Source organism: Streptococcus sp. Marseille-Q6488, assembly GCF_946902925.1.
In the GTDB taxonomy this organism is placed as follows: domain Bacteria; phylum Bacillota; class Bacilli; order Lactobacillales; family Streptococcaceae; genus Streptococcus.
In genome coordinates, this window is the sequence record NZ_CAMPPZ010000006.1 from 67,412 (window position 1) to 92,079 (window position 24,668).

Sequence of the window (24,668 nt, forward strand, 5' to 3'; positions counted from 1 at the left end):
ACAAAGGAGAGAAGCATGACCTACACAATCTTAATCGTAGAAGATGAATATCTGGTAAGACAAGGCTTGACCAAGTTGGTCAATGTAGCAGCCTACGATATGGAAATCATCGGTCAGGCTGAAAATGGAAGGCAGGCTTGGGAATTGATTCAAAAGCAGGTGCCAGACATCATTTTAACCGATATCAACATGCCTCAGCTAAATGGCATCCAGTTGGCCAGTCTGGTACGAGAAACCTATCCTCAGGTTCATCTAGTTTTTTTGACAGGCTACGATGATTTTGATTATGCCTTGTCTGCTGTCAAACTCGGTGTGGATGACTACCTGCTTAAGCCCTTTTCTCGTCAGGATATTGAGGAAATGTTGAGGAAAATCAAGCAAAAGTTGGACAAGGAAGAGAAAGAAGAGCAGTTACAAGATTTACTGACCGATAAGTTTGAAGGAAACATGGCCCAGAAAATCCAGTCCCATCTGGCTGATAGCCAGTTTAGTTTAAAGTCTTTGGCCAGTGACTTGGGATTTAGTCCGACTTATCTGAGTTCTTTGATTAAGAAAGAGTTGGGTCTGCCTTTTCAGGATTATCTGGTGAGAGAACGTGTCAAACAAGCCAAGCTTTTGCTTTTGACCACGGATTTAAAGATTTATGAGATCGCAGAGAAGGTTGGTTTTGAAGATATGAACTATTTTACCCAACGCTTTAAGCAGATTGCGGGTGTGACACCTCGTCAGTTTAAGAAGGGAGAAGGCCGATGAAGCGTTCTTCTCTCCTAGTCAGAATGGTTATTTCCATCTTTCTGGTCTTTCTCATTCTCCTAGCTCTGGTTGGGACTTTCTACTATCAATCTAGTTCTTCAGCCATTGAGGCTAGCATTGAGGGCAATAGCCAGACGACTATCAGCCAGACTAGCCACTTTATCCAGTCTTATATCAAAAAATTAGAAACCACCTCGACTAGTTTGACCCAGCAGGCAGATGTCCTGACCTATGCTGAGAATCCCAGTCAAGACAAGGTCAAGGGAATCCGAAATCTATTTTTGACTATCTTGAAGGCAGACCAAGATTTGAAAGCTGTTGTACTGGTCACCAAATCAGGTCAGGTCATTTCTACAGATGACAGTGTGCAGATGAAAACATCCTCTGATATGATGGCTGAAGATTGGTATCAAAAGGCTATTCATCGGGGAGCCATGCCAGTTTTGAACCCAGCTCGTAAATCGGACAGTCAGTGGGTCATTTCTGTCACTCAAGAACTTGTTGATGCAAAGGGAGCCAATCTGGGCGTGCTTCGTTTGGATATTTCCTACGAAACTCTGGAAGCCTATCTCAACCAGCTTCAGTTGGGTCAGCAGGGATTTGCTTTCATTATCAATGAAAAACATGAATTTGTTTATCATCCTCAACACACAGTTTATAGTTCGTCTAGCGAAATGGAGGCCATGAAATCCTACATTGAGACGGGTCAGGGCTATACTTCTGGTCACAAATCCTACGTCAGTCAAGAAAAGATTGCAGGAACTGATTGGACGGTACTTGGCGTATCTTCGCTGGAGAAGTTAGATCAGGTTAGGAATCAACTCTTGTGGACCTTGCTTGGGGCTAGTATCACATCTCTTCTTGTCTGTCTCTGCTTGGTGTGGTTCAGTCTCAAACGCTGGATTGCTCCTTTAAGTGACTTAAGAGAAACCATGCTGGAAATTGCTTCTGGTGGTCAGAATCTTCGTGCCAAGGAAACTGGTGCCTATGAACTGAGAGAAGTGACTCGCCAATTTAATGCCATGTTGGATCGGATTGATCAGCTGATGGCAGATATTCGTAGCCAGGAAGAAACGACCCGTCAGTACCAACTTCAAGCCCTATCAAGTCAGATTAACCCTCATTTCCTCTATAACACCTTGGACACCATCATCTGGATGGCTGAATTTCAGGATAGTCAGCGTGTGGTTCAGGTGACCAAGTCCTTGGCAACCTATTTCCGCTTGGCACTCAATCAAGGCAAGGATTTGATTTGCCTGTCTGATGAAATCAATCATGTTCGCCAGTATCTCTTTATCCAGAAACAACGGTATGGAGATAAGCTGGAATACGAGATTGAGGAAAATCCTACCTTTGATCATCTAGTCTTGCCCAAGTTGGTGTTACAACCTCTGGTGGAAAATGCTCTTTACCATGGCATTAAGGAGAAGGAAAGTCAGGGACATATTAAACTTTCTGTCCAGAAACAGGATTCGGGCTTGGTCATCCGCATTGAGGATGATGGCGTTGGCTTCCAAGCTGCTGGCGATAGTAGTCAAAGTAACCTCAAACGTGGAGGAGTTGGTCTGCAAAATGTCGACCAACGGCTCAAACTTCATTTTGGAGAATATTACCAGATGAAGATTGATTCTAGGCCCCAAAAAGGGACGAAAGTGGAAATATACATAAATAGAATAGAAACTAGCTAACTCCCAGTCAATTCTGGGAGTTTTATGCGTAATTGGGCAAGCTTTCTAGGTTGTCTATCTTGCTAAAAACAAGAAAAAACGGTATGATAGATAGTGACAAAAGAGGTGGCAGAGATGAACGAGACACAGATTCAAAGAGAAACACGTCAGGTATTAGAAGATGTTTTAGAAAAGGCCAATTTGAAGCAGGGTGCCCTTTTTGTTTTAGGTCTATCTTCTAGTGAGGTGATAGGTGGTCAGATTGGGAAACAATCCAGTCAAGAGATTGGTGAGCTGATAGTGGAGACTATCTTGGGTATTCTAGGTAGTAGAGGTATCCATTTAGCAGTTCAAGGCTGTGAGCATGTCAATCGTGCCCTCGTTGTTGAACGTCAGGTGGCAGAGCAGTTTGGTCTGGAAATTGTCAATGTCCTTCCTACCCTTCATGCAGGAGGTTCAGGTCAGTTGGCAGCCTTCAAGTTTATGCAAGATCCAGTTGAGGTTGAATTTATCAAGGCTCATGCTGGATTGGATATCGGAGACACTGCAATTGGCATGCATGTTAAGCATGTTCAGGTTCCGATTCGTCCTCTTTTGAGAGAGATTGGTCATGCCCACGTAACGGCGCTGGCTAGTCGTCCAAAATTAGTCGGAGGTGCGCGTGCGCACTATCCGCGAGATTCTATTAGAAAGTCGTGAGAATGAATAAAGGAGATGAAAGTGTTTAAAAAAGACCGTTTTTCAATTCGTAAGATTAAGGGAGTTGTAGGTTCTGTATTTCTTGGAAGCCTTTTGATGGCTCCTTCTGTAGTGGACGCAGCCACCTATCACTATGTAGATAAAGAGGTTATTTCACAAGAAGCTAAAGATTTAATCCAGACAGGAAAGCCTGATGGAAATGAAGTTGTCTATGGTTTGGTATATCAAAAAGACCAGCTGCCACAAACAGGGACAGAAGCATCTGTTTTGACAGCTTTTGGTTTGCTGACTGTTGGGAGCTTGCTTTTAATCTACAAGAGAAAGAAAATTGCCAGCGTCTTTCTAGTTGGAGCTATGGGATTGGTAGTTCTTCCTAGTGCAGGAGCTGTAGACCCAGTTGCGACCCTAGCACCGGCTAGTCGAGAGGGTGTTGTTGAAATGGAGGGTTATCGCTATGTTGGTTATCTATCAGGTGACATCCTCAAAACGCTTGGCTTGGATACTGTTTTAGAAGAAGCCTCAGCTAAACCTGGAGAGGTGACTGTAGTCGAAGTTGAGAATCCCCAAGTAACAAGTAGTCAAGCACAACCTAGGGTAGAAACCCAAGCAGGAGTAGAGGAAGTTTCAGTAGAAGAAGCTCCTAAAATAGAAGAAGATCCAAAGGAAGAACCAAAATCGGAAGTAAAACCTACTGACGACACCCTTCCTAAAGTAGAAGAGGGGAAAGAAGATTCAGTAGAATCAGCTCCAGTTGAAGAAGTAAGTGGAGTAGTTGATTCAAAAACAGATGAACAAGCACCAGTCAAGCCAGAAAGTCAAGCACCAGTCAAGCCAGAAAGTCAACCATCAGACAAACCAGCTGAGGAATCAAACGTTGAACCACCAGTAGAACAACCAAAAGTCCCAGAACAACCCGTGCAACCTACACAACCTGAGCAACCAAGGATACCAAAAGAATCATCACAACCAGAAGATCCTAAAGAGGATAAGGTATCGGAAGAGACACCGAAACAAGAAGATGCACAGCCAGAAGTAGTAAAAACAAAAGATGAGGCTGCTAATCAACCTGTTGAAGAACCAAAAGTTGAAACGCCTGCTGTAGAAAAACAAACGGAATCAACAGAGGAACCAAAAGTTGAACAAGCAGGTGAACCAGTCGCACCAAGTGAAGGCGAAAAGGCATCAATGGCACCAGTCGAGCCAGAAAAGCAACCAGAAGCTCCTGAAGAAGAGAAAGCTGTAGAAGAAACCCCGAAACAAGAAGAGTCAACTCCAGATGCCAAGGTTGAAGAAACCGTAGAACATAAGGACGAAGCACCAAAAGTAGAACATAAAACAACTCCTGAAGAAGGTGTGTTAAATGTAATAGAGGTTAAACCTGAAGTTATAGTAACTAAAGAGTCTGTGCCTTTTAAGACAATTGAGCAAGACGATGAGAATCTCACTAAGGGAGAAACAAAAGTTATTCGAGAAGGTGTGGCAGGTGAACGCACTATTTTAACTGAAGTCACTACTATTGGTGGAAAACAGTCTAGTAAAGTATTAGAGGAAACAATAACAACCAAGCCAGTAGATGAAATAAAAGGTATTGGTACTAAAGAACCAGTTGATAAAAGTGAGTTAAAGAATCAAATTGATAAAGCTAGTTCAGTTTCTCCTACTGATTATTCTACAGCAAGTTACAATGCTCTTGGATCTGTTTTAGAAGCTGCAAAAACAACCTACTCTTCAGAATCAGTTAAACAAGAACAAGTAGATTCTGAAACTGATAAGTTAAAAACAGCTATTGAAGCTCTTACTGTTGATAAGACAGAATTAAATAGCACGATTACAGATGCAAAAACAAAGACAAAAGAACATTATAGTGATACAAGTTGGCAAAACCTTCAAACTGAAGTCACAGAAGCTGAAAAAGTTGCAGCTAATACGGATGCTAAACAAAGTGAAGTAGATTCTGAGACTGCAAGTCTTAAAACAGCAATTTCTGGATTAAATACAGATAAAGCTGAACTCGAAAATCAACTTAAGATTGCACAGGGGAAAACTGAAACTGATTTCAGCATGGGATCTTGGACGGTTTTGAGTACAGCTCAAAATAAAGCTCAGGAAGTAAAAGATAACGGCACAGCGACCCAAGACCAAATCAACGATGCTACTAAAAAACTTAAATCTGCTATCGCTGCTCTAAGCGTTGATAAAATTGAATTAAACAAAACTATTGCTGACGCGAAATCAAAAACTAAAGATCACTACAGTGATGCAACTTGGGCAAATCTTCAAACTGTTTTAGCCGATGCTGAAAATGTTACAAACAATACAGCAGCAAAACAAAGTGAAATTAATCACATTAATGAAAAACTTAAATCCGCTATCGTTGGTTTGAATACTGATAAGACTGAACTTGAAAAACAACTTCACCTTGCAAACGAAAAAACTCAAACTGACTACAGTGCTACATCTTGGAACGCTTTAGAAGAAGCTAAAACTGACGCTCAAGCTGTAAAAGACAACGACAAAGCTACTCAAGCTCAAATCAAGGATGCAACTGATAAACTTAAAGTTACTATCGATTCTCTTAATGTTGATAAAACGAAATTACAGGAACAATTAACAGTTGCTGAACAAAAACAACAAGCTGACTATAGCACTAAAACTTGGAACGAATTCAAAAATGCTGAACTTAAAGCTAAAGAAATCAACAACCAAACTACTTCACTTCCTAAACAAAGTGAAATAGATGCAGCTACTAAAGCTCTTCAAGATGCTCTTCAAGCTCTTGCTGTAGATAAAACTGTATTACAAAACGCTATTAACACAGCTAACAGCAAACGTAAAGAAGAATACACTACTCAAACATGGAAAGCTTTAGAAGATACTCTTACAGAAGTAACTCCTGTAAACGCAGATGAAACTGCTACTCAAAGCAAAGTAGACGAAGCTACTAGAAGTGTAGAAGAAGCTATCAATAACCTAGTTCTATTAACTGAAAAACCGGTATTAACATTTATTGAGACTGATAAGAAAGTATTAGAACGTGAAGCAGTTGCTAAGTATTCTCTAGAAAACCAAAATAAAACAAAAATTAAATCAATCACAGCTACTCTGAAAAAAGGAGAAACAGTTGTTAGCACTGTAGAGCTTACAGGCGATGATGTAACTAATGAAACTATAAGCGCTGCATTTAAGAACCTAGAGTACTACAAAGAATATACCCTATCTACAACGATGGTTTACGATAGAGGTGACGGTGATGTAACAGAAATCTTAGATAATCAACCAATACAACTAGACCTTAAAAAAGTTGAGATTAAAGATATTAAACGTACAGATTTAATCAAATACGAAAATGGAAAAGAAACTAATGAATCATTAATAACAACTATTCCTGATGATAAGAGTAATTATTATTTAAAAATAACTTCAAATAATCAAAAAACTACATTACTAGCGGTTCAAAATATAGAAGAGACTACAGTTAACGGAACATCTGTATATAAAGTTACGGCAATCGCAGACAATTTAGTCTCTAGAACTGCTGATAATAAATTTGAAGAAGAATACGTTCACTATATTGAAAAACCTAAAGCCCACGAAGATAATGTATATTATAACTTCAAAGAATTAATAGAAGCTATTGAAAACGATCCTTCAAAAGAATATCGTCTGGGACAATCAATGAGTGCTAGAAATGTTGTTCCTAATGGAAAATCATATATCACTAAAGAATTTACAGGAAAACTTTTAAGTTCTGAAGGAAAACAATTTGCTATTACTGAGTTGGAACATCCATTGTTCGACAAGATTAAAGCTGGAACTGTTAAAAATATAAATTTTGAAAATATTGATATTAATGTATCTAATCAAGATAATATCGCGACAATTGCGAATGAGATCAACGGAGCTACACGTATAGAAAACATCAAAGCAACTGGAACGATAACAGCTAGAAATAACGTTGCTGGATTTGTAAACAATATCAAAGAAAATGCTGCTCTAGAAAACGTAGCATTTATAGGTAATATCAACTCTGTTGGTAACAATTCTACAGTCGGAGGAATTGCTGGTTCGAACTACATGGGATTTGTTAATAAAGCTTATGTTGAGGCTAACATTACTGCCACTAACGCAAGCGCAAGTATGCTAGTTCCTTTTGTTACATATATGTTAAATAGCTATCAGTCTGGAACTAAGTCAAAAGTTACCAATTCTGTTGCTAAAGGAACTTTAGATGTTAAAAATACTCGTTTTGTTGGTGGTGTTGTTGCTAAAACTTGGCCTTGGGGAGTTATAAAAGATATTGTTACCTATGCTAGAGTAATTAAAGGTGAAGAAGTATATGGTTCAAACGAAATTAATGATGGAGATGCACGCCAATTCTTATTTGATATTTATAGAGTCAACGGCGCTAGCAGCGGATCTAATAACTTCACTAATCCGCAAAAAATAAAACAATTAACTAGAGAACAGGCTGATGCTAAAGTTGCTACTTTCAATATTACTGCTGATAAATTAGAAAGTGAGCTATCTCCCCTTGCAAAACTTAATGAAGAAAAAGCTTATTCTAGTATTCAAGATTACAAGGCTGAATATAACCAAGCCTATAAAAACCTTGAAAAATTAATACCATTCTACAATAAAGATTATATTGTATACCAAGGTAATAAATTAAATAAAGAACACCCTCTAAATACTAAAGAAGTTCTTTCTGTTACAGCGATGAACAACAATGAGTTTATCACTAACCTAGATGAAGCTAATAAAATTATTGTTCACTATGCGGACGGTACAAAAGATTACTTTAACTTATCTTCTAGTAGCGAAGGTTTAAGTAATGTAAAAGAATATACTATAACTGACTTAGGAATTAAATATACACCTAATATCGTTCAAAAAGATAACACTACTCTTGTTAATGATATAAAATCTATTTTAGAATCAGTAGAGCTTCAGTCTCAACCGATGTATCAACATCTAAATCGATTAGGTGACTATAGAGTTAATGCAATCAAAGATTTATATTTAGAAGAAAGCTTCACAGCTGTTAAAGAAAACTTAACAAACCTAATCACAAAATTAGTTCAAAATGAAGAACACCAGTTAAATGATTCTCCAGCTGCTCGTCAAATGCTTCGTGATAAAGTCGAGAAAAACAAAGCTGCCATATTATTAGGTTTAACATACTTAAACCGTTACTACGGTGTTAAATTCGGTGACGTTAATATTAAAGAATTAATGCTGTTCAAACCAGACTTTTATGGGAAAGAGGTTGATGTTTTAGACAGGCTTATTGAAATCGGTTCAAGAGAAGATAATATAAAAGGTCATCGGACATATGATGCTTTCAGCGAGATTATTTCTAAGACAACCTTATCAGAAAATTTGGTAAACTTTTTAAATTATAATCGTCGACTATTTACTGCAGATGTAAATATTTATGATTGGTTTAAGAAAGCTACAGAAGGGAATGTCTATATAGCGGAGCGTGCTTCGGAAGTCGATGAAATTAAAGCAGCGAAATACAAAGTTTGGGATAATTTACAGTCTGCTACTCATCGGAAGATGATACTCCCATTATTAAATCTAAATAAATCACATGTGTATTTAATCTCGAATTATAGTGCAATGGCTGTTGGAACAGCAGAAAAGTTAGGGCATAGCTCCTTCGATGGAATAAAAAATCAGATCGAAAAAGCAGCGGACAGTTATCGAAATTACTTTGATTTTTGGTATAGATTATCTTTAGATAAGGTTAAGAATATGCTAGTCAAAAATACAGTAACTCCTCTTTGGGAAGGTTATCAAGCACCTGGTGGATGGCCTGATAAGTATGGTAAGAGGAATAATAAAGAAGACTATGCCCCATTGAGAGAATTGTTTGGACCTATTGGTAAGTATTATGGTAACAATGGAACAGGTGCTTATGCAGTTATTTGGGATAATCCTTTGGATACGCGAACAGAAGTAAATTATATTGCATTAAGTATGATTGATGAGTTTGGAATCTCTGTGTATACACATGAAACTACTCATGTTAATGATCGTGCAATCTATTTAGGAGGATATGGACGTCGCTCAGGGACTCATGCAGAAGCCTATGCACAAGGAATGTTACAAACACCAGTACCAAGTACATGGTTTGATGAATACGGTGCTTTGGGAATTAATATGACTTTCTATCGTCCAAATGATGGAAATCAGTGGTATATTACCGATCCGAAGACTCTTAAAACAAGAGAAGACATTGATAATTATATGAAAGGTTATATAGATACCTTGTCTCTTCTTGATTATGTTGAAGGTGATGCAGTCATTAGTAAACATGATGATAAATTAAATCAACTGTGGTTTAAGAAAGTTGATCCTATTGAACGCACTGTAGGGTCAAAAGATCAATATGACAAGGTTCGAAATATGAGTTCTGATGATTGGAAAGGAATAACATTAAACAGTGTTAATGACTTAGTTGATAATAATCTGATGACTAATCGTATGATGAATAATAATATCTATAAGCCAGAAGTATTTGATCCAGGTATTGCCTATGTAGGAATTAAAATGATGAATAGTATCTATGCAGGTAACACAAGTGAGGGTGCACCTGGTGCTGTTACATTTAAGAATAATGCATTTAGACTCTGGGGATATTATGGCTATGATAAAGGATTCTTAGGATATGCTTCAGATAAATTAAAATCTCAAGCTAATAAAGAAGGGAAACAATTTGGAGATCAATATATTATACAAAAAATATCTGACGGCAGATTCCAATCATTTGCTGATTTTAAGAAAGAATATTATAAAGAATTGTTAGAAAAAGCCAACGCTGGTTTTAATCCTTTTACTATTGATGGTGAGACTATTCATAACTATGATGAATTAAAATCATTATTTGCCAAAGCTCTTGAAGAAGATATGGTTACTAATAAAGTTAATGGTAAACTTGTGCAAGTAAAAGAAAAAGTTTATAAAAAACTTCTTCAACAAACAAATAGCTTTAAAACTTCAATCTTTAAATAATTGAAATCTCTCATCTGCTTTACGGATGAGGGTTTTCTTATTTTATGCTATACTTAAGGTATGCATAGAAAAACAGTGATTGATTTTAGGGCTTTAGGGGAGAGATACATCTTTACCCAGCCTATCAAAGAGTTAAAAACCAGAGATTTAGCGGAAGTAACAGCCTTGCTGGCACAAGTGGAAAGCTACCAAGAGCAAGGCTATTATGTGGTGGGGTATGTCAGCTACGAGGCTGCACCTGCTTTTGAGGAAAAATTAGCAGTTCACAAGGCACCTTTATTGGACGAGTATTTACTTTACTTTACTGTTCACGATAGGGTGGAGACCTCCCCTATTCCTCTGACTTATGATGAGGTTGATTTGCCTTCAAATTGGCAGGAAGTAACGCCTGCAGAGGACTATGAAAAGGCGATTGCTCAAATTCACCATCATTTGCGGCAGGGGGACACCTATCAGGTCAACTACACCGTCCAACTCAAACAAGATTTAAGCGCCAATCCTTTTGCTATCTATAATCGTATGGTAGTAGAGCAGGAAGCAGGCTATAATGCCTATGTGGAACATGACGAGATGGCAGTGATTTCCATGAGCCCAGAGCTCTTTTTTGAGCAAAATGACCGCGAGTTGACAACGCGACCAATGAAGGGAACGACTCAGCGTGGCATGACTGACCAAGAAGACTTGGAGGAGGCAGCTTGGTTGGAACAGGACCCCAAAAATCGCTCTGAAAATATGATGATCGTGGACCTCTTGCGCAATGATATGAACCGTATTTCTGAGGTGGGGAGTGAGCACGTGAAGCGTCTGTGTCAGGTAGAGCAGTATTCAACTGTTTGGCAGATGACTTCGACCATCAAGAGTCGGTTGCGAGCAGATGTTGATTTAGTTACAATTTTTCGCTCTCTCTTTCCTTGTGGATCCATAACGGGAGCTCCCAAAATTGCGACTATGGAGATTATCAAGGACTTGGAGCCACAACCGCGTGGAGTCTACTGTGGAACGATTGGTCTCTTGCTTCCAAATGGACGACGGATTTTTAATGTGGCCATTCGTACCATTCAACTTCACAAAGGTCAAGCCATTTATGGAGTTGGCGGAGGCATTACTTGGGATAGCACTTGGGAATATGAATATCGAGAGGTTCATCAAAAGGCAGCTGTTCTCTATCGTAAACAAGCTCGTTTCAAACTGATTACTACAGGGAAAATCAGCCAGAAGTGCTTGCTGTTTGAAGAACAACATTTGGAAAGACTGAGAAAAGCTAGTCGATATTTTGCTTATCCTTTTGACCCAGAAATTTTGAGACAAAGGATTGAAGCAGAGTGTCAGACTTGTGATGCTAATCAAGATTACTGCTTGCGAATTAGCCTTAGCAAGTCTGGAGAGATAGAAGTCGATCGTCAAGTATTGGAACCTCTCAGTCCGACCTTCTGCAAAGCCAAACTTTGCCTTCAGGAAGCTAATTTGCAACATGCCTTTACCTACTTCAAAACAAGCCACAGACCTCACTTGAGCCTAGGGAAACAAGAGAAAATTTATCACAATAAGTCAGGAGAACTACTTGAAACCTCTATAGGAAATTTGGTTTTGAAAATCACTGGAAAACTTTATACACCGCCAGTCCGATTTGGAATCTTGCCAGGAATTTACCGTCAGTATTTACTAGAAACAGGACAAGTAGAAGAGAAAGTCTTGACCTTGACAGACTTAGCCCAAGTTGAGGCTATATATGGCTGTAATGCAGTGAGAGGCTTGTATGAATTAAGCCTAGAGGAGAATTAGATGAAACTGATATTTTTGCATGGGTTAGGGCAGTCAGCAGAGTCTTGGAAAGAAGTTCGGAATCTACTGACAGATTATCCTTCTGAGGCTATCGAGTTATTTCCTTCTGGAGTTAGCAGCTATCAAAAAGCTAAGGAGCGAGTTTATCAACACCTAGCTCAAGAGACAGAACCTTTTGTTTTGATTGGATTGTCCTTAGGTGCTGCCCTGGCATTAGAACTATCTAGTTACGATTTACCAAATCTTCGAGCTTTGGTTCTATCAGGATGTCCACTTAAACTGTCCGGTAATATCTTATTTTATCTTCAGTTGCTGATTTTTAAACTACTTCCCAAAAGGGTATTTGAAAAACAGGGAGCAGACAAAGCTCTTATGGTCGGAGTTTCTGAGGAATTGAAGACACTTGATTTAACTGATATATCAAGAACTTGTCCTTATCCAACCTTACTAATTTGTGGCAGCAAAGATAAACCGAATCTCAGTTCTATGAGAAGTCTTCATAAACTAATATCAGAATCTCAATTTCAGATTATACCAGATGGACCTCATGTCTTGAATAAGGAAAAACCAAAGGAGTTTGTAGAAAATACCAGAAGTTTCCTTGAATTGCTGAAATAAGTTTGATAAAATAATAGTGAAATCGATAACATCGTTAGAGGAGAACCAAATGGACAAACGTCTATTTTTAAAAATGAGTCTGGCTACCTTGCCAGTTTTAGCCTTGTTTTCACAACCTGTGTTAGCAGAGGAAAACATTCATTTTTCGAGTTGTAAGGAAGCTTGGGCGAATGGATATGCAGATATTCATGAGGGAGAGCCCGGTTATTCTGCCAAGTTAGACCGCGATCATGATGGTGTGGCTTGCGAATTGAAAAATGCTCCTAAGGGTGCCTTTAAAGCAAAACAAGAGACTACAACTCAAACTGATACAAGTTCATCAACAACAAGTGGCTGGGTTAAGCAGGATGGTACTTGGTATTACTTTGATGGAAATGGCAATCCAGTGAAAAATGCATGGCAGGGAAGCTATTACCTGAAAGAAGATGGTCAAATGGCCCAGAGCGAATGGATTTATGATGATTCTTATCAGGCTTGGTATTATTTGAAAGCAGATGGTTCTTATGCAAAAAATGCATGGCAAGGAGCTTACTACCTTAAGTCAAACGGTAAAATGGCACAAGGTGAGTGGGTTTATGACTCTTCTTACCAAGCCTGGTATTACTTGAAATCAGATGGTTCTTATGCTCGCAATGCATGGCAAGGAAACTACTATTTGAAATCAGATGGCAAAATGGCTAAGAATGAGCGAGTTGATGATGGACGTTACTACGTAGATGCTTCAGGTCTCTGGAAACCATAAATCAGATAAAATTTAGAAAGTTAATGCAAACCTTTGCATAAGTAAATGAATTTTGTTATACTAGTGCTGTAAGCATTTTCAATTACTATACAATGAAAAAGGAGAATATGATGAGTCAAAAGATTATTGGGATTGACCTTGGTGGAACTTCTATCAAATTTGCAATCTTAACAACAGCAGGAGAAATCCAAGAAAAATGGTCTATCAAGACCAACATTTTGGATGAGGGAAGTCATATCGTTGATGATATGATTGAATCTATTCAGCATCGTTTGAACTTGCTTGGATTGGCAGCAGCGGACTTCCAAGGAATTGGGATGGGATCACCAGGTGTGGTTGACCGCGAAAAAGGAACTGTTATTGGTGCCTACAACTTGAACTGGAAAACCCTTCAACCAATTAAAGAAAAAATTGAAAAAGCCTTGGGTATTCCATTCTTCATTGATAATGATGCCAACGTGGCAGCTCTTGGTGAGCGCTGGATGGGGGCTGGTGATAACCAACCAGATGTTGTCTTTATGACACTTGGTACTGGTGTTGGTGGTGGTATCGTCGCAGAAGGCAAATTGCTTCACGGTGTTGCTGGTGCAGCAGGTGAGCTTGGCCACATCACTGTTGACTTTGACCAACCAATCGCATGTACCTGCGGTAAGAAAGGCTGCCTTGAGACAGTCGCTTCAGCAACAGGGATTGTCAACTTAACTCGTCGCTATGCCGATGAATACGAAGGTGATGCAGCATTGAAACGCTTGATTGATAACGGAGAAGAAGTAACTGCTAAGACTGTCTTTGACCTCGCAAAAGAAGGAGACGACCTCGCCTTGATCGTTTACCGTAACTTCTCACGTTACTTGGGAATCGCTTGTGCCAACATCGGTTCAATCCTCAACCCATCAACAATCGTAATTGGTGGTGGTGTGTCAGCTGCGGGAGAATTCCTTCTACAAGGTGTTCAAAAAGTCTACGACGAAAATAGCTTCCCACAAGTACGCACATCAACAAAATTGGCTCTTGCAACTCTAGGAAATGACGCTGGAGTTATCGGAGCAGCATCACTTGTATTGCAATAAGATAATGAGAGAGGAAAAATGCTAACCTAGAGTTAGTAATGTTCCTCTTTTCTTTTTTATGCTATACTAGTTAGGAAATAAATGAGGTGAGAGTAAATGACAAAAGCAGATACGATTTTTAAAGAGAATATTGAACGCATTCTAAAGGAAGGTGTTTTCTCAGAGCAGGCTCGTCCTAAGTACAAGGATGGGACTGTTGCCAACTCCAAGTATGTAACGGGTGCATTTGCCGAGTATGACTTGGCTAAGGGCGAATTTCCCATCACAACCTTGCGTCCCATTGCAATTAAATCCGCCATCAAGGAAGTACTTTGGATTTACCAAGACCAGTCTAATAGCCTAGAAGTGCTTAATGATAAGTACAATGTTCACTATTGGAATGACTGGGAAGTGGGAGATACAGGAACCATTGGTGAGCGCTATGGTGCTGTTGTTAAGAAACACGACATCATCAATAAGATTCTCAAGCAGTTAGAAGCCAACCCTTGGAACCGTCGAAACATTATCTCCCTTTGGGATTACCAAGCTTTCGAAGAAACAGATGGGTTGCTCCCATGTGCCTTTCAGACTATGTTTGATGTCCGCCGTGTAGATGGAGAAATCTATCTGGATGCGACCTTGACCCAGCGCTCCAATGATATGCTAGTGGCCCACCACATCAATGCTATGCAGTATGTGGCTCTTCAAATGATGATTGCCAAGCATTTTGGCTGGAAGGTTGGTAAGTTCTTCTACTTCATCAACAACCTCCATATCTATGACAATCAATTTGAACAAGCTCAGGAATTGCTTCGTCGTGAGCCGTCAAACTGTCAACCACGTTTGGTCTTGAATGTTCCAGATGGGACCAATTTCTTTGATATCAAAGCAGAAGATTTTGAGTTGGTGGATTATGCCCCTGTCAAGCCACAGTTGAAGTTTGACCTAGCTATTTAATACTCTTAGAAAATCTCTTCAAACCACGTCAGCGTCGCTTCATCAACAACCTCAAAACCATGTTTTGAGCTGATTTCGTCAGTCTTATCTACAACCTCAAAGCAGTACTTTGAGCAATCTGCGGCTAGCTTCTTAGTTTGCTCAGTATAGAAGAATAGAAAAAGAAGTTGAGACAATAAATCCCAACTTCTTTTGTTTCTTAACGTGATACGCGGCGGCGAGCTGCTTTTTTACGGTTTTCTTCGATGAAAGCTGCTTTTTGCTCTTCTGGTTCGATTACTTTCTTTTTAAATGCGTATACTGCACCTGCAACGGCAGCGACAGTTCCTGCGACACCTGTTACAAGACCTTTAGCGAATCCTTTAGCCATGAGTCTTCCTCCTTTATCTTCTTAATCAGCCAGTCTCCTCAAGAGGTCACATTTTTCTGACTGACCTTTTTGTGTTATAATAATAGTAACGAAAAAATGGGAATTTTTCAAGGAAAAAAGATGAAAACAAAAATAATTGTGATTGTTGGGCCGACTGCTGTTGGAAAAACAGACCTTGCTATTGAAGTTGCAAAGTGTTTTAATGGCGAAGTGGTTAGTGGAGATAGCCAGCAAGTCTATCGAGGACTTGATATTGGAACGGCTAAGGCTAGTCCAGAAGAGCAGGCAGCTGTTCCTCATCATTTAATCGATGTTAGAGAGGTAACCGAGTCTTACTCGGCTTTTGATTTTGTTTCAGAAGCTAAGATGGCTATTGAGGATATTCACAGCCGTAGCAAGCTGGCCATTATCGCTGGTGGGACTGGACTTTATATCCAGAGCTTGCTAGAAGGTTACCACCTAGGTGGGGAGACTCCCCATGAGGAGATTTTGGCCTATCGGGCTAGCTTGGAGCCTTATACAGATGAGGAATTAGCTCATCTGGTGGAGCAAGCAGACCTTAAAATTCCTCAGTTTAATCGTCGTCGTGCGATGCGTGCCTTGGAAATTGCCCATTTTGGTCAGGAATTGGAAAATCAAGAGACTTTGTATGAACCATTGATTATCTGCTTGGATGATGAGCGCAGTCAATTATATGAACGTATCAATCGCCGCGTGGATTTGATGTTTGAGGCTGGGCTTTTGGATGAGGCTAAGTGGCTCTTTGACCATTACCCTGATGTGCAGGCCGCTAAAGGAATTGGCTACAAGGAACTTTTTCCTTACTTCCGTGGAGAGCAGACCTTGGAGGAAGCTAGTGAGAGTCTCAAACAGGCTACTCGTCGTTTTGCCAAGCGTCAGTTGACCTGGTTCCGTAATCGCATGCAGGTCACCTTTTATCAGATTGGAGAAGCTGGTGTGCAAGACCGCATTTTAAGCCAGATAGAGGAGTTTTTAGATGATTGATACGGAAAAAAAAGAGGAGCGAGTCCTGCTCATAGGTGTGGAATTGCAGGGCATGGACAATTTTGACCTCTCCATGGAAGAATTGGCCAGTTTAGCTAAGACAGCTGGGGCAATCGTTGTAGATAGCTACAGACAAAAACGTGAAAAATATGATTCTAAGACCTTCGTCGGCTCTGGTAAGTTGGAAGAGATTGCGCTTATGGTGGATGCAGAAGAAATCACCACTGTCATTGTCAACAACCGTCTGACGCCAAGGCAAAATGTCAATTTAGAAGAAGTTCTGGGTGTTAAGGTTATTGATCGTATGCAGTTGATTTTGGATATCTTTGCCATGCGAGCTCGAAGCCATGAAGGGAAGCTCCAAGTTCACCTAGCCCAGCTCAAATATCTCTTGCCTCGTTTGGTTGGTCAGGGAATTATGCTCAGCCGTCAGGCAGGGGGAATTGGTTCCCGTGGACCTGGTGAAAGCCAGCTGGAGCTGAACCGTCGTAGTGTTCGCAACCAAATCACGGATATCGAGCGCCAACTCAAGGTGGTTGAGAAAAATCGGGCGACTGTCAGAGAAAAACGTTTGGAGTCCAGCATCTTTAAGATTGGTTTGATTGGTTACACCAATGCTGGGAAATCAACCATCATGAACACCTTGACAAGTAAGACTCAGTATGAAGCGGACGAGCTATTTGCGACTCTGGATGCGACGACTAAGAGTATCCATCTGGGAGGCAATCTCCAAGTAACTTTGACAGATACCGTGGGATTTATCCAAGATTTGCCGACAGAGCTGGTATCCAGTTTTAAGTCAACCTTGGAAGAAAGCAAGCATGTGGATCTTCTGGTTCATGTTATCGATGCTAGCAATCCTTACCATGAGGAGCATGAAAAAACAGTTCTGTCCATCATGAAAGACCTGGACATGGAAGATATTCCTCGTCTGACACTTTATAATAAAGCGGATTTGGTGGAGGATTTCACGCCTACTCAAACGCCATACGCTCTCATTTCTGCTAAGTCTGAGGATAGTCGTGAGAATTTGCAGGCTTTGTTTTTAGAGAAAATCAAGGATATTTTCGAACCCTTTACCCTGCGAGTGCCTTTTTCTAAGTCCTATAAGATTCATGATTTAGAAAGTGTGGCGATTCTGGAAGAACGTGATTATCAGGATGACGGCGAAGTGATTACAGGCTACATTTCTGAGAAAAACAAATGGAGGTTAGAGGAATTTTATGACTGATATTAAAACGTTGGCTCTAAAATATGGGGGCTATACAAGTCTGGATAAGGTCTATCTGGATCAACTTCTAGCTGGTAAAACAGAGCAGGAGCAGTTGGCACTGATCACTCCTCCGCCTAGCGTGGTCAATGCTTACTTTGCAGAGCTATACCAGAAAAAAAGTCCTGAGGCTGCGACGGATTATTTTGCGGAACTCAGTCAGGAACTGAATCTCTACAATGCTGAACCTAGTTTCACTCTAGAAAACAAGCCCTTTATTCGCCTTAACCTGTCTGGTAAATCCTTTGGTTTTTGTTATGAGAGTGAGGGTCTGGGTCGGATTTTCTCTGAAAAGAAAGAGGTTATTTCAGAAGACTTGCTCTTTGAAATTGCACAAATTTTTCCCCATCAACTAGTCTTTGAGGAGTCTGGTAAGATTTACATGAAGGCTGTTGGAGATGAGGAAGTTGTTAGTGTGGAAAATCTCACAGCTTTGACTGATTTGGAAAGCTTGGCTGATGGTCGCAAGCGTCTTAAAGGATACAGCCAAGAGGAGCTATTACAAGAAGCTACTGCTTTTTCTGGCAAGCGCTATTTCCGATCGGAAAACCGCACAGCCATGTTATATATTGATTAATTAGAAAGTATCGAATGGATATTCAATTTTTAGGAACGGGGGCTGGTCAGCCCTCTAAAGCCCGCAACGTTTCAAGTCTCGCCCTGAAACTCTTGGACGAGATTAACGAAGTTTGGCTCTTTGACTGTGGAGAAGGTACGCAGAATCGTATTCTTGAAACCACAATTCGACCACGTAAGGTCAGTAAAATCTTTATTACCCACCTGCATGGAGACCACATTTTTGGCTTGCCAGGATTCCTTTCTAGTCGTGCTTTTCAGGCCAATGAAGAGCAGACAGATTTGGAAATCTATGGACCGCAAGGTATCAAGTCATTTGTTTTAACCAGTCTTCGTGTGTCGGGTTCTCGTTTGCCCTACCGCATTCATTTTCATGAGTTTGACCAAGATTCTTTAGGAAAAATCCTTGAGACCGATAAATTTACGGTGTATGCAGAGGAGCTGGATCATACTATTTTCTGTGTTGGCTATCGTGTCATTCAAAAGGACTTGGAAGGAACGCTGGATGCTGAAAAACTCAAGGCTGCTGGTGTCCCATTTGGCCCGCTTTTTGGTAAAATCAAAAACGGTCAAGACGTAGTTCTTGAAGACGGTACTGAAATCAAGGCAGCTGACTATATCTCAGCTCCACGTCCAGGTAAGATTATCACTATTCTTGGTGACACTCGAAAAACGGATGCCAGTGTGCGTCTGGCTGTCAATGCAGATGTCCTAGTTCATGAGTCCACTTATGGCAAGGGTGATGAAAAAATTGCTCGTAACCATGGTCACTCAACTAATATGCAAGCTGCACAAGTAGCGGTAGAAGCAGGTGCCAAACGCCTCCTACTCAACCATATCAGTGCCCGTTTCCTCTCAAAAGATATAAGCAAACTCAAGAAAGACGCTGCCACAATTTTTGAAAATGTCCATGTGGTCAAAGACTTGGAAGAAGTGGAAATCTAGCAGTCACAGAAAGGATAAGTATGCCTACTATTCTCATTACCGGAGCTAGCGGTGGTCTAGCTCAAGAAATGGTCAAACTCCTGCCCAATGACCAACTCATCTTGCTTGGTAGAAATAAGGAAAAATTAGCCCAACTCTACGGAAATTATTCCCATGCAGAATTGATTGAAATTGATATTACCGACGATTCAGCCCTAGAAGCTCTGGTAACTGATCTTTATCTCCGCTATGGCAAGATTGATGTCTTGATTAACAACGCTGGTTACGGGATTTTTGAGGGATTTGACCAGATTTCTGACCAAGATATTCATCAGATGTTTGAGGTCAATACCTTTGCCCTGATGAATCTATCTCGTCGCCTTGCGGCTCGAATGAAGGAAAGTCGAAAAGGCCATATCATCAATATTGTTAGCATGGCAGGTTTGATTGCTACTGGCAAGTCCAGTCTCTACTCAGCGACCAAGTTTGCGGCTATTGGTTTTTCAAATGCTCTGCGCCTCGAACTCATGCCCTATGGAGTCTATGTGACGACAGTCAATCCAGGACCAATCCGCACAGGATTTTTTGACCAAGCCGACCCAGATGGCACCTATCTCAAGTCGGTTGAACGCTTCCTGCTAGAACCAGATGCAGTGGCTAAAAAGATTGTCAAGATTATAGGGAAAAACAAACGGGAACTCAATCTCCCAGTTTTGTTGAACCTAGCCCATAAGTTTTATACTCTCTTTCCTAAGCTAGCTGATAAGCTGGCAGGGGAAACTTTTAATTATAAGTAAAAAGAACCAATATGCAGGTTGTTGCTAGCCTACATATTGGTTCTTATCATTTCTCAACTATCAAACTGGACTTCTTCTAGGAGATAGTCGATAAAGCGTTCGCCCATCTTAGATAGGCTGGTTTTTTCATGCTGGATATAGACCAGCTCGATAGGGTCATCAATATCCAGTGGGATAGAAACGATATTGTCTCCGTTGAGGTTGCTGTTCAAAATCCCTGTTGCGATCGTATATCCATCCAGACCAATCAAGAGATTAAAGAGGGTAGCACGGTCGCTGACTACGATGGATTTCTTGTGGTGTTCTTGAGAAAGAATTTCTTCTGAAAAGTAGAAGGAGTTGTGAGTTCCTTGGTCATAGCTGAGATAAGGGAAGTTTTCCAAATCAGATAGTTTGACCTTATCTTTCTTTGCCAGAGGATTGGTCTTGCTGACAAAAATATGCGGTTGCGCTGTGAAGAGATGGTGAGCCAGCAGGTGATTGTCATCCAGCATTTTCGTTAAAACATCACGGTTGTAGCTGTTCAAAAATAGGACACCGACCTCACTACGGAAGTTCTTGACGTCATCGATAATCTCCCAAGTCCGCGTTTCACGAAGAAAAAGCTCGTATTTTTCCATATCGCTTTTCTTGAGCAAAGAGACAAAGGCATTGACTACAAAGGCATAGTGTTGAGACGAAACGCTAAAGAGTTCGCGGTGGGCGACAGGATTTTTATAGCGTTCTTCCAGAAGCTGAGTCTGCTCGACAACCTGACGGGCATAAGAGAGAAACTCCATCCCATCACGGGTCAAGGTGATACCCTTGGGATTTCGGATAAAAATCTCAATCCCCATCTCATTTTCCAAATCTCTCACAGCATTGGAAAGACTTGGCTGGGTGATAAAGAGTTGCTTGGCTGCCTCATTCATGGAGCCAGTTTCGACGATTTTGATAATATAGTGTAATTGTTGAATTCTCATGTTTTTATTGTACCACACTTGCGTCAGAATCGCCAAAGAAGATAGGAAAATCAGGGGCATTGTGTGGGTCTCTTCTTGAAAAAAACACAAAATTTTGCTAGAATGAGTCTTATGAAAACATTCTATGATGTGCAGCAATTCCTCAAACGATTTGGTATTATTGTTTACATGGGAAAACGCTTATATGATATTGAACTGATGAAGTTGGAGCTCTCTCGAATTTACGATGCAGGGTTGATGGACAAATTAGACTATCTAGAGGCAGAAGCAGTTCTTCGCAGAGAGCACAAGGTAGAATTGGATTATATTGAGAAAAATGGAGAAAAGAACTAATGGTTACTTGGATTTTGTGGGCACTTATACTGGCAATGTTGGCATGGATGGGCTTTAACTATCTTCGTATTCGACGTGCAGCTAAAATCGTGGACAATGAGGAGTTTGAAGCCTTGATTCGTACGGGTCAATTGATTGATTTGCGCGACCCAGCAGAATTCCACAGAAAACATATTCTTGGGGCTCGCAATATTCCTTCAAGTCAGTTGAAGACTAGTCTTGCAGCCCTTCGTAAGGATAAACCTGTCCTTCTCTACGAAAACCAACGTGCGCAACGAGTTACAAATGCAGCCCTTTACTTGAAAAAACAAGGTTTTTCTGAGATTTATATCCTTTCTTATGGCTTGGATTCTTGGAAAGGGAAAGTCAAAGTTGAGAAATAAGAAAACGAGCTTGGATGTTTCCGAGCTCATTTTTTAACCACTTTTTCTGAGAAATTCACGAATACTTGTCAGCTCTTTTGAGTTGAGGGGGCGATAGTCTCCCTCTTGAAGATTATCATCCAAACTCCAAGGGCCAAAATGGGTACGTTTGAGGGAGGTTACCTTGACACCAACTGAGAGGAACATTTTCTTGACCTGATGAAATTTTCCTTCTGAAATGGTGATGGAGGCTTGACTGAGGAAAGGACTTGCAGATAGAATTTCTAGTCTTGCAGGTTTGCAGATAGTACCATCTAAAAAGACAATTCCCTTTTGAAAGGCTTGGATATGGTCAGGTGTTAGAAGTCCATTAACCTCAACTTGATAAGTTTTATCGACATGATATTGGGGATGGAGGAGTTGGAAGCCCAAGGGACCGTTATCGGTCAAGAGAAGGAGTCCTGTCGTATCTCGGTCCAGTCGGCCGACAGCATAGAGCTTGTCAGACTGAATATTAGGTGGAAGCAGGTCCATGACGGTTGGAAGTTTCTTGTCTTTGTTGGCTGTAACGACACCAGCTGGCTTATGAAGCATAAGATAGGTGTGCTCATAGCCTTGAATGATTTGGCCCTGAAAGAGGAGTTCCTGCAGTCCTGTATCGATATTCTGGGCTAGGGAGCGGGTTGGGCGACCATCGACTAGAATTTCTCCTTTGAGTAAGGCTTGTTTCATGGCCTTTCGGCTGATTTTTTCTTGGGCTAATAAATTATCTAAACGCATACTGTGCTTATCTTATCATAAGTCGCTTGCTTTGAAAAGGCTTGATGTGAAAAGAAAAGCAGAGTGAAAACATTTACACTTGCTTGAGTTATGTTATTTACTTGAAATTATGGTATAATCGTTCAGTTAGAAAATAAATTTTGAATATTATAGAGGAAATCATGACAAAATTAAGAGAAGATATCCGTAACATTGCGATTATCGCCCACGTTGACCACGGTAAAACAACCCTCGTTGACGAATTATTGAAACAATCAGAAACGCTTGATGCACGTACTGAATTGGCTGAGCGTGCTATGGACTCAAACGATATCGAAAAAGAGCGTGGAATTACCATTCTTGCTAAAAATACAGCCGTTGCCTATAACGGAACTCGTATCAATATCATGGACACACCAGGACACGCGGACTTCGGTGGAGAAGTTGAGCGTATCATGAAAATGGTTGACGGTGTTGTCTTGGTCGTAGATGCCTACGAAGGAACAATGCCACAAACTCGTTTCGTATTGAAAAAAGCCTTGGAACAAGATCTTGTCCCAATCGTGGTTGTTAACAAAATCGACAAACCATCAGCTCGCCCAGCTGAAGTAGTGGATGAAGTATTGGAACTTTTCATCGAGCTTGGTGCAGATGACGACCAGCTTGATTTCCCAGTGGTGTATGCTTCAGCGATCAACGGAACTTCTTCATTGTCAGATGATCCAGCTGACCAAGAAGCGACTATGGCACCAATCTTTGACACGATTATCGACCATATCCCAGCTCCAGTAGATAACTCAGATGAGCCTTTGCAGTTCCAAGTGTCACTTTTGGACTACAACGACTTCGTTGGACGTATCGGTATCGGTCGTGTCTTCCGTGGTACTGTTAAAGTTGGTGACCAAGTTACCCTTTCTAAACTTGACGGCACAACTAAAAACTTCCGTGTTACAAAACTCTTCGGTTTCTTTGGTTTGGAACGTCGTGAAATCCAAGAAGCAAAAGCAGGTGACTTGATTGCCGTTTCAGGTATGGAAGATATCTTTGTCGGTGAAACAATTACTCCGACAGATGCAGTTGAAGCTCTTCCAATCCTACACATCGATGAACCAACTCTTCAAATGACTTTCTTGGTTAACAACTCACCATTTGCTGGTAAAGAAGGTAAATGGGTAACTTCTCGTAAGGTAGAAGAACGCCTGCAGGCAGAATTGCAAACAGACGTTTCCCTTCGTGTTGACCCAACTGATTCACCAGATAAATGGACTGTTTCAGGACGTGGAGAATTGCACTTGTCAATCCTTATCGAAACAATGCGTCGTGAGGGATATGAACTTCAAGTATCTCGTCCAGAAGTTATCGTAAAAGAAATCGACGGTGTTAAATGTGAGCCATTTGAACGTGTTCAAATCGACACTCCAGAAGAATACCAAGGATCTGTTATCCAAAGCCTTTCTGAACGTAAGGGTGAAATGTTGGATATGATTTCAACTGGTAATGGTCAAACTCGTTTGGTCTTCCTTGTTCCTGCGCGTGGTTTGATCGGATACTCAACTGAGTTCTTGTCAATGACTCGTGGTTACGGTATCATGAACCATACCTTCGACCAATACTTGCCATTGATTCCAGGGGAAATTGGTGGTCGTCACCGTGGTGCCCTTGTTTCTATCGATGCTGGTAAGGCTACAACTTACTCAATCATGTCTATCGAAGAACGTGGTACGATTTTTGTCAACCCAGGTACTGAGGTTTACGAAGGAATGATCATCGGTGAAAACTCTCGTGAAAATGACTTGACAGTTAACATCACTAAGGCGAAACAAATGACCAACGTCCGTTCAGCTACTAAGGACCAAACAGCTGTTATCAAGACACCTCGTATCTTGACGCTTGAAGAGTCTCTTGAGTTCTTGAACGACGATGAGTACATGGAAGTAACGCCTGAGTCTATCCGTTTGCGTAAACAAATCCTTAACAAAGCAGAGCGTGAGAAAGCTAACAAGAAGAAAAAATCAGCTGAATAAGA

21 protein-coding genes are annotated in these 24,668 nt (G+C 40.6%); 17 read left to right on the plus strand and 4 right to left on the minus strand.

All coding sequences use genetic code 11. The features are described 5' to 3' along the window. Positions 1-15: 15 nt before the first annotated feature. The 9 genes from OVN23_RS02545 (at position 16) to OVN23_RS02585 (ending at position 15,284) form a co-directional block, all read left to right on the plus strand. On the plus strand, positions 16-753 hold the full coding sequence (locus tag OVN23_RS02545; RefSeq protein WP_267240373.1) for a response regulator transcription factor: 738 nt from the start codon (positions 16-18) through the stop codon (positions 751-753). Then, the gene (locus tag OVN23_RS02550; RefSeq protein WP_267240374.1) at positions 750-2,441 is read left to right on the plus strand and encodes a sensor histidine kinase; all 1,692 of its coding nucleotides are present in this window, start codon (positions 750-752) and stop codon (positions 2,439-2,441) included. The genes OVN23_RS02545 and OVN23_RS02550 overlap by 4 nt, the downstream gene beginning before the upstream one ends. Positions 2,442-2,555: 114 nt before the next feature. Then, on the plus strand, positions 2,556-3,119 hold the full coding sequence (locus OVN23_RS02555; protein WP_173253336.1) for a TIGR01440 family protein: 564 nt from the start codon (positions 2,556-2,558) through the stop codon (positions 3,117-3,119). A gap of 21 nt (positions 3,120-3,140) precedes the next feature. Continuing rightward, positions 3,141-10,136: a ZmpA/ZmpB/ZmpC family metallo-endopeptidase gene (locus OVN23_RS02560; protein ID WP_267240376.1), complete on the plus strand. Its 6,996-nt coding sequence runs from the start codon at positions 3,141-3,143 to the stop codon at positions 10,134-10,136. A gap of 60 nt (positions 10,137-10,196) precedes the next feature. Beyond that, positions 10,197-11,918 (plus strand): aminodeoxychorismate synthase component I, encoded by a 1,722-nt coding sequence (gene pabB / locus OVN23_RS02565; protein WP_267240377.1) that lies wholly within the window; start codon positions 10,197-10,199, stop codon positions 11,916-11,918. Then, the gene (locus tag OVN23_RS02570) at positions 11,919-12,536 is read left to right on the plus strand and encodes an alpha/beta fold hydrolase (protein ID WP_267240378.1); all 618 of its coding nucleotides are present in this window, start codon (positions 11,919-11,921) and stop codon (positions 12,534-12,536) included. 49 nt (positions 12,537-12,585) lie between these two features. Next, positions 12,586-13,278: an excalibur calcium-binding domain-containing protein gene (locus OVN23_RS02575; RefSeq protein ID WP_267240379.1), complete on the plus strand. Its 693-nt coding sequence runs from the start codon at positions 12,586-12,588 to the stop codon at positions 13,276-13,278. 110 nt (positions 13,279-13,388) lie between these two features. After that, positions 13,389-14,348: an ROK family glucokinase gene (locus OVN23_RS02580; RefSeq protein ID WP_262081743.1), complete on the plus strand. Its 960-nt coding sequence runs from the start codon at positions 13,389-13,391 to the stop codon at positions 14,346-14,348. A 96-nt stretch (positions 14,349-14,444) separates the two neighbouring features. Continuing rightward, a complete protein-coding gene (locus tag OVN23_RS02585) occupies positions 14,445-15,284 on the plus strand; it encodes a thymidylate synthase (RefSeq protein ID WP_262081742.1) in 840 nt (279 codons plus the stop codon). Positions 15,285-15,289: 5 nt separating this feature from the next. Here OVN23_RS02585 and OVN23_RS02590 read toward each other — a convergent pair whose 3' ends face one another. Together OVN23_RS02590 and OVN23_RS02595 are read right to left on the minus strand one after the other, a co-directional pair. Continuing rightward, the gene (locus OVN23_RS02590) at positions 15,290-15,460 is read right to left on the minus strand and encodes a hypothetical protein (RefSeq protein WP_262081741.1); all 171 of its coding nucleotides are present in this window, start codon (positions 15,458-15,460) and stop codon (positions 15,290-15,292) included. A 23-nt stretch (positions 15,461-15,483) separates the two neighbouring features. Then, positions 15,484-15,654, minus strand: coding sequence for a DUF3042 family protein (locus tag OVN23_RS02595; RefSeq protein ID WP_001051780.1), 171 nt, complete (start codon positions 15,652-15,654; stop codon positions 15,484-15,486). 120 nt (positions 15,655-15,774) lie between these two features. Between OVN23_RS02595 and miaA the strand changes: the two genes are divergently transcribed. The 5 genes from miaA to OVN23_RS02620 are packed head-to-tail and all read left to right on the plus strand — an operon-like array spanning position 15,775 to position 20,226. Beyond that, positions 15,775-16,659, plus strand: a complete 885-nt coding sequence (gene miaA / locus OVN23_RS02600) for a tRNA (adenosine(37)-N6)-dimethylallyltransferase MiaA (RefSeq protein WP_262081740.1) — start codon at positions 15,775-15,777, stop codon at positions 16,657-16,659. Next, on the plus strand, positions 16,652-17,890 hold the full coding sequence (gene hflX, locus OVN23_RS02605; protein WP_267240385.1) for a GTPase HflX: 1,239 nt from the start codon (positions 16,652-16,654) through the stop codon (positions 17,888-17,890). The genes miaA and hflX overlap by 8 nt, the downstream gene beginning before the upstream one ends. Further along, entirely contained in the window at positions 17,883-18,506 is a 624-nt protein-coding gene (locus OVN23_RS02610; protein ID WP_267240386.1) for a cystathionine beta-lyase, read from the plus strand. Before hflX ends, OVN23_RS02610 begins: the two co-directional genes overlap by 8 nt. 14 nt (positions 18,507-18,520) lie before the next feature. Then, positions 18,521-19,450 (plus strand): ribonuclease Z, encoded by a 930-nt coding sequence (gene rnz / locus OVN23_RS02615; protein WP_023936369.1) that lies wholly within the window; start codon positions 18,521-18,523, stop codon positions 19,448-19,450. Between the two features lie 20 nt (positions 19,451-19,470). Further along, positions 19,471-20,226: an SDR family NAD(P)-dependent oxidoreductase gene (locus OVN23_RS02620; RefSeq protein ID WP_267240387.1), complete on the plus strand. Its 756-nt coding sequence runs from the start codon at positions 19,471-19,473 to the stop codon at positions 20,224-20,226. Between the two features lie 53 nt (positions 20,227-20,279). On the opposite strand, the gene OVN23_RS02625 is transcribed toward OVN23_RS02620, so the two are convergent. Continuing rightward, positions 20,280-21,188: a LysR family transcriptional regulator gene (locus OVN23_RS02625; protein WP_001222592.1), complete on the minus strand. Its 909-nt coding sequence runs from the start codon at positions 21,186-21,188 to the stop codon at positions 20,280-20,282. A 63-nt stretch (positions 21,189-21,251) separates the two neighbouring features. On the opposite strand from OVN23_RS02625, the gene OVN23_RS02630 reads away from it, so the two are divergent. Both OVN23_RS02630 and OVN23_RS02635 read left to right on the plus strand, forming a co-directional pair. Beyond that, a complete protein-coding gene (locus tag OVN23_RS02630) occupies positions 21,252-21,521 on the plus strand; it encodes a YqgQ family protein (RefSeq protein ID WP_049539509.1) in 270 nt (89 codons plus the stop codon). Further along, the gene (locus tag OVN23_RS02635) at positions 21,521-21,904 is read left to right on the plus strand and encodes a rhodanese-like domain-containing protein (RefSeq protein ID WP_000259257.1); all 384 of its coding nucleotides are present in this window, start codon (positions 21,521-21,523) and stop codon (positions 21,902-21,904) included. Before OVN23_RS02630 ends, OVN23_RS02635 begins: the two co-directional genes overlap by 1 nt. 33 nt (positions 21,905-21,937) lie before the next feature. On the opposite strand, the gene OVN23_RS02640 is transcribed toward OVN23_RS02635, so the two are convergent. Further along, positions 21,938-22,663, minus strand: coding sequence for a 16S rRNA pseudouridine(516) synthase (locus OVN23_RS02640; RefSeq protein WP_267240389.1), 726 nt, complete (start codon positions 22,661-22,663; stop codon positions 21,938-21,940). A gap of 161 nt (positions 22,664-22,824) precedes the next feature. Between OVN23_RS02640 and typA the strand changes: the two genes are divergently transcribed. Continuing rightward, positions 22,825-24,666, plus strand: a complete 1,842-nt coding sequence (gene typA, locus OVN23_RS02645) for a translational GTPase TypA (RefSeq protein ID WP_000164111.1) — start codon at positions 22,825-22,827, stop codon at positions 24,664-24,666. Positions 24,667-24,668: the final 2 nt, after the last annotated feature.

Coding starts and splice junctions, on each gene's coding strand:
- OVN23_RS02550 (WP_267240374.1), top strand. CDS start 750: ATGAAGCGTTCTTCTCTCCTAGTCAGAATGGTTATTTCCATCTTTCTG.
- OVN23_RS02575 (WP_267240379.1), top strand. CDS start 12,586: ATGGACAAACGTCTATTTTTAAAAATGAGTCTGGCTACCTTGCCAGTT.
- OVN23_RS02640 (WP_267240389.1), bottom strand. CDS start 22,663: ATGCGTTTAGATAATTTATTAGCCCAAGAAAAAATCAGCCGAAAGGCC.
- OVN23_RS02545 (WP_267240373.1), top strand. CDS start 16: ATGACCTACACAATCTTAATCGTAGAAGATGAATATCTGGTAAGACAA.
- OVN23_RS02595 (WP_001051780.1), bottom strand. CDS start 15,654: ATGGCTAAAGGATTCGCTAAAGGTCTTGTAACAGGTGTCGCAGGAACT.
- OVN23_RS02555 (WP_173253336.1), top strand. CDS start 2,556: ATGAACGAGACACAGATTCAAAGAGAAACACGTCAGGTATTAGAAGAT.
- pabB (WP_267240377.1), top strand. CDS start 10,197: ATGCATAGAAAAACAGTGATTGATTTTAGGGCTTTAGGGGAGAGATAC.
- miaA (WP_262081740.1), top strand. CDS start 15,775: ATGAAAACAAAAATAATTGTGATTGTTGGGCCGACTGCTGTTGGAAAA.
- OVN23_RS02570 (WP_267240378.1), top strand. CDS start 11,919: ATGAAACTGATATTTTTGCATGGGTTAGGGCAGTCAGCAGAGTCTTGG.
- typA (WP_000164111.1), top strand. CDS start 22,825: ATGACAAAATTAAGAGAAGATATCCGTAACATTGCGATTATCGCCCAC.
- OVN23_RS02585 (WP_262081742.1), top strand. CDS start 14,445: ATGACAAAAGCAGATACGATTTTTAAAGAGAATATTGAACGCATTCTA.
- rnz (WP_023936369.1), top strand. CDS start 18,521: ATGGATATTCAATTTTTAGGAACGGGGGCTGGTCAGCCCTCTAAAGCC.
- OVN23_RS02625 (WP_001222592.1), bottom strand. CDS start 21,188: ATGAGAATTCAACAATTACACTATATTATCAAAATCGTCGAAACTGGC.
- OVN23_RS02610 (WP_267240386.1), top strand. CDS start 17,883: ATGACTGATATTAAAACGTTGGCTCTAAAATATGGGGGCTATACAAGT.
- hflX (WP_267240385.1), top strand. CDS start 16,652: ATGATTGATACGGAAAAAAAAGAGGAGCGAGTCCTGCTCATAGGTGTG.
- OVN23_RS02580 (WP_262081743.1), top strand. CDS start 13,389: ATGAGTCAAAAGATTATTGGGATTGACCTTGGTGGAACTTCTATCAAA.
- OVN23_RS02635 (WP_000259257.1), top strand. CDS start 21,521: ATGGTTACTTGGATTTTGTGGGCACTTATACTGGCAATGTTGGCATGG.
- OVN23_RS02620 (WP_267240387.1), top strand. CDS start 19,471: ATGCCTACTATTCTCATTACCGGAGCTAGCGGTGGTCTAGCTCAAGAA.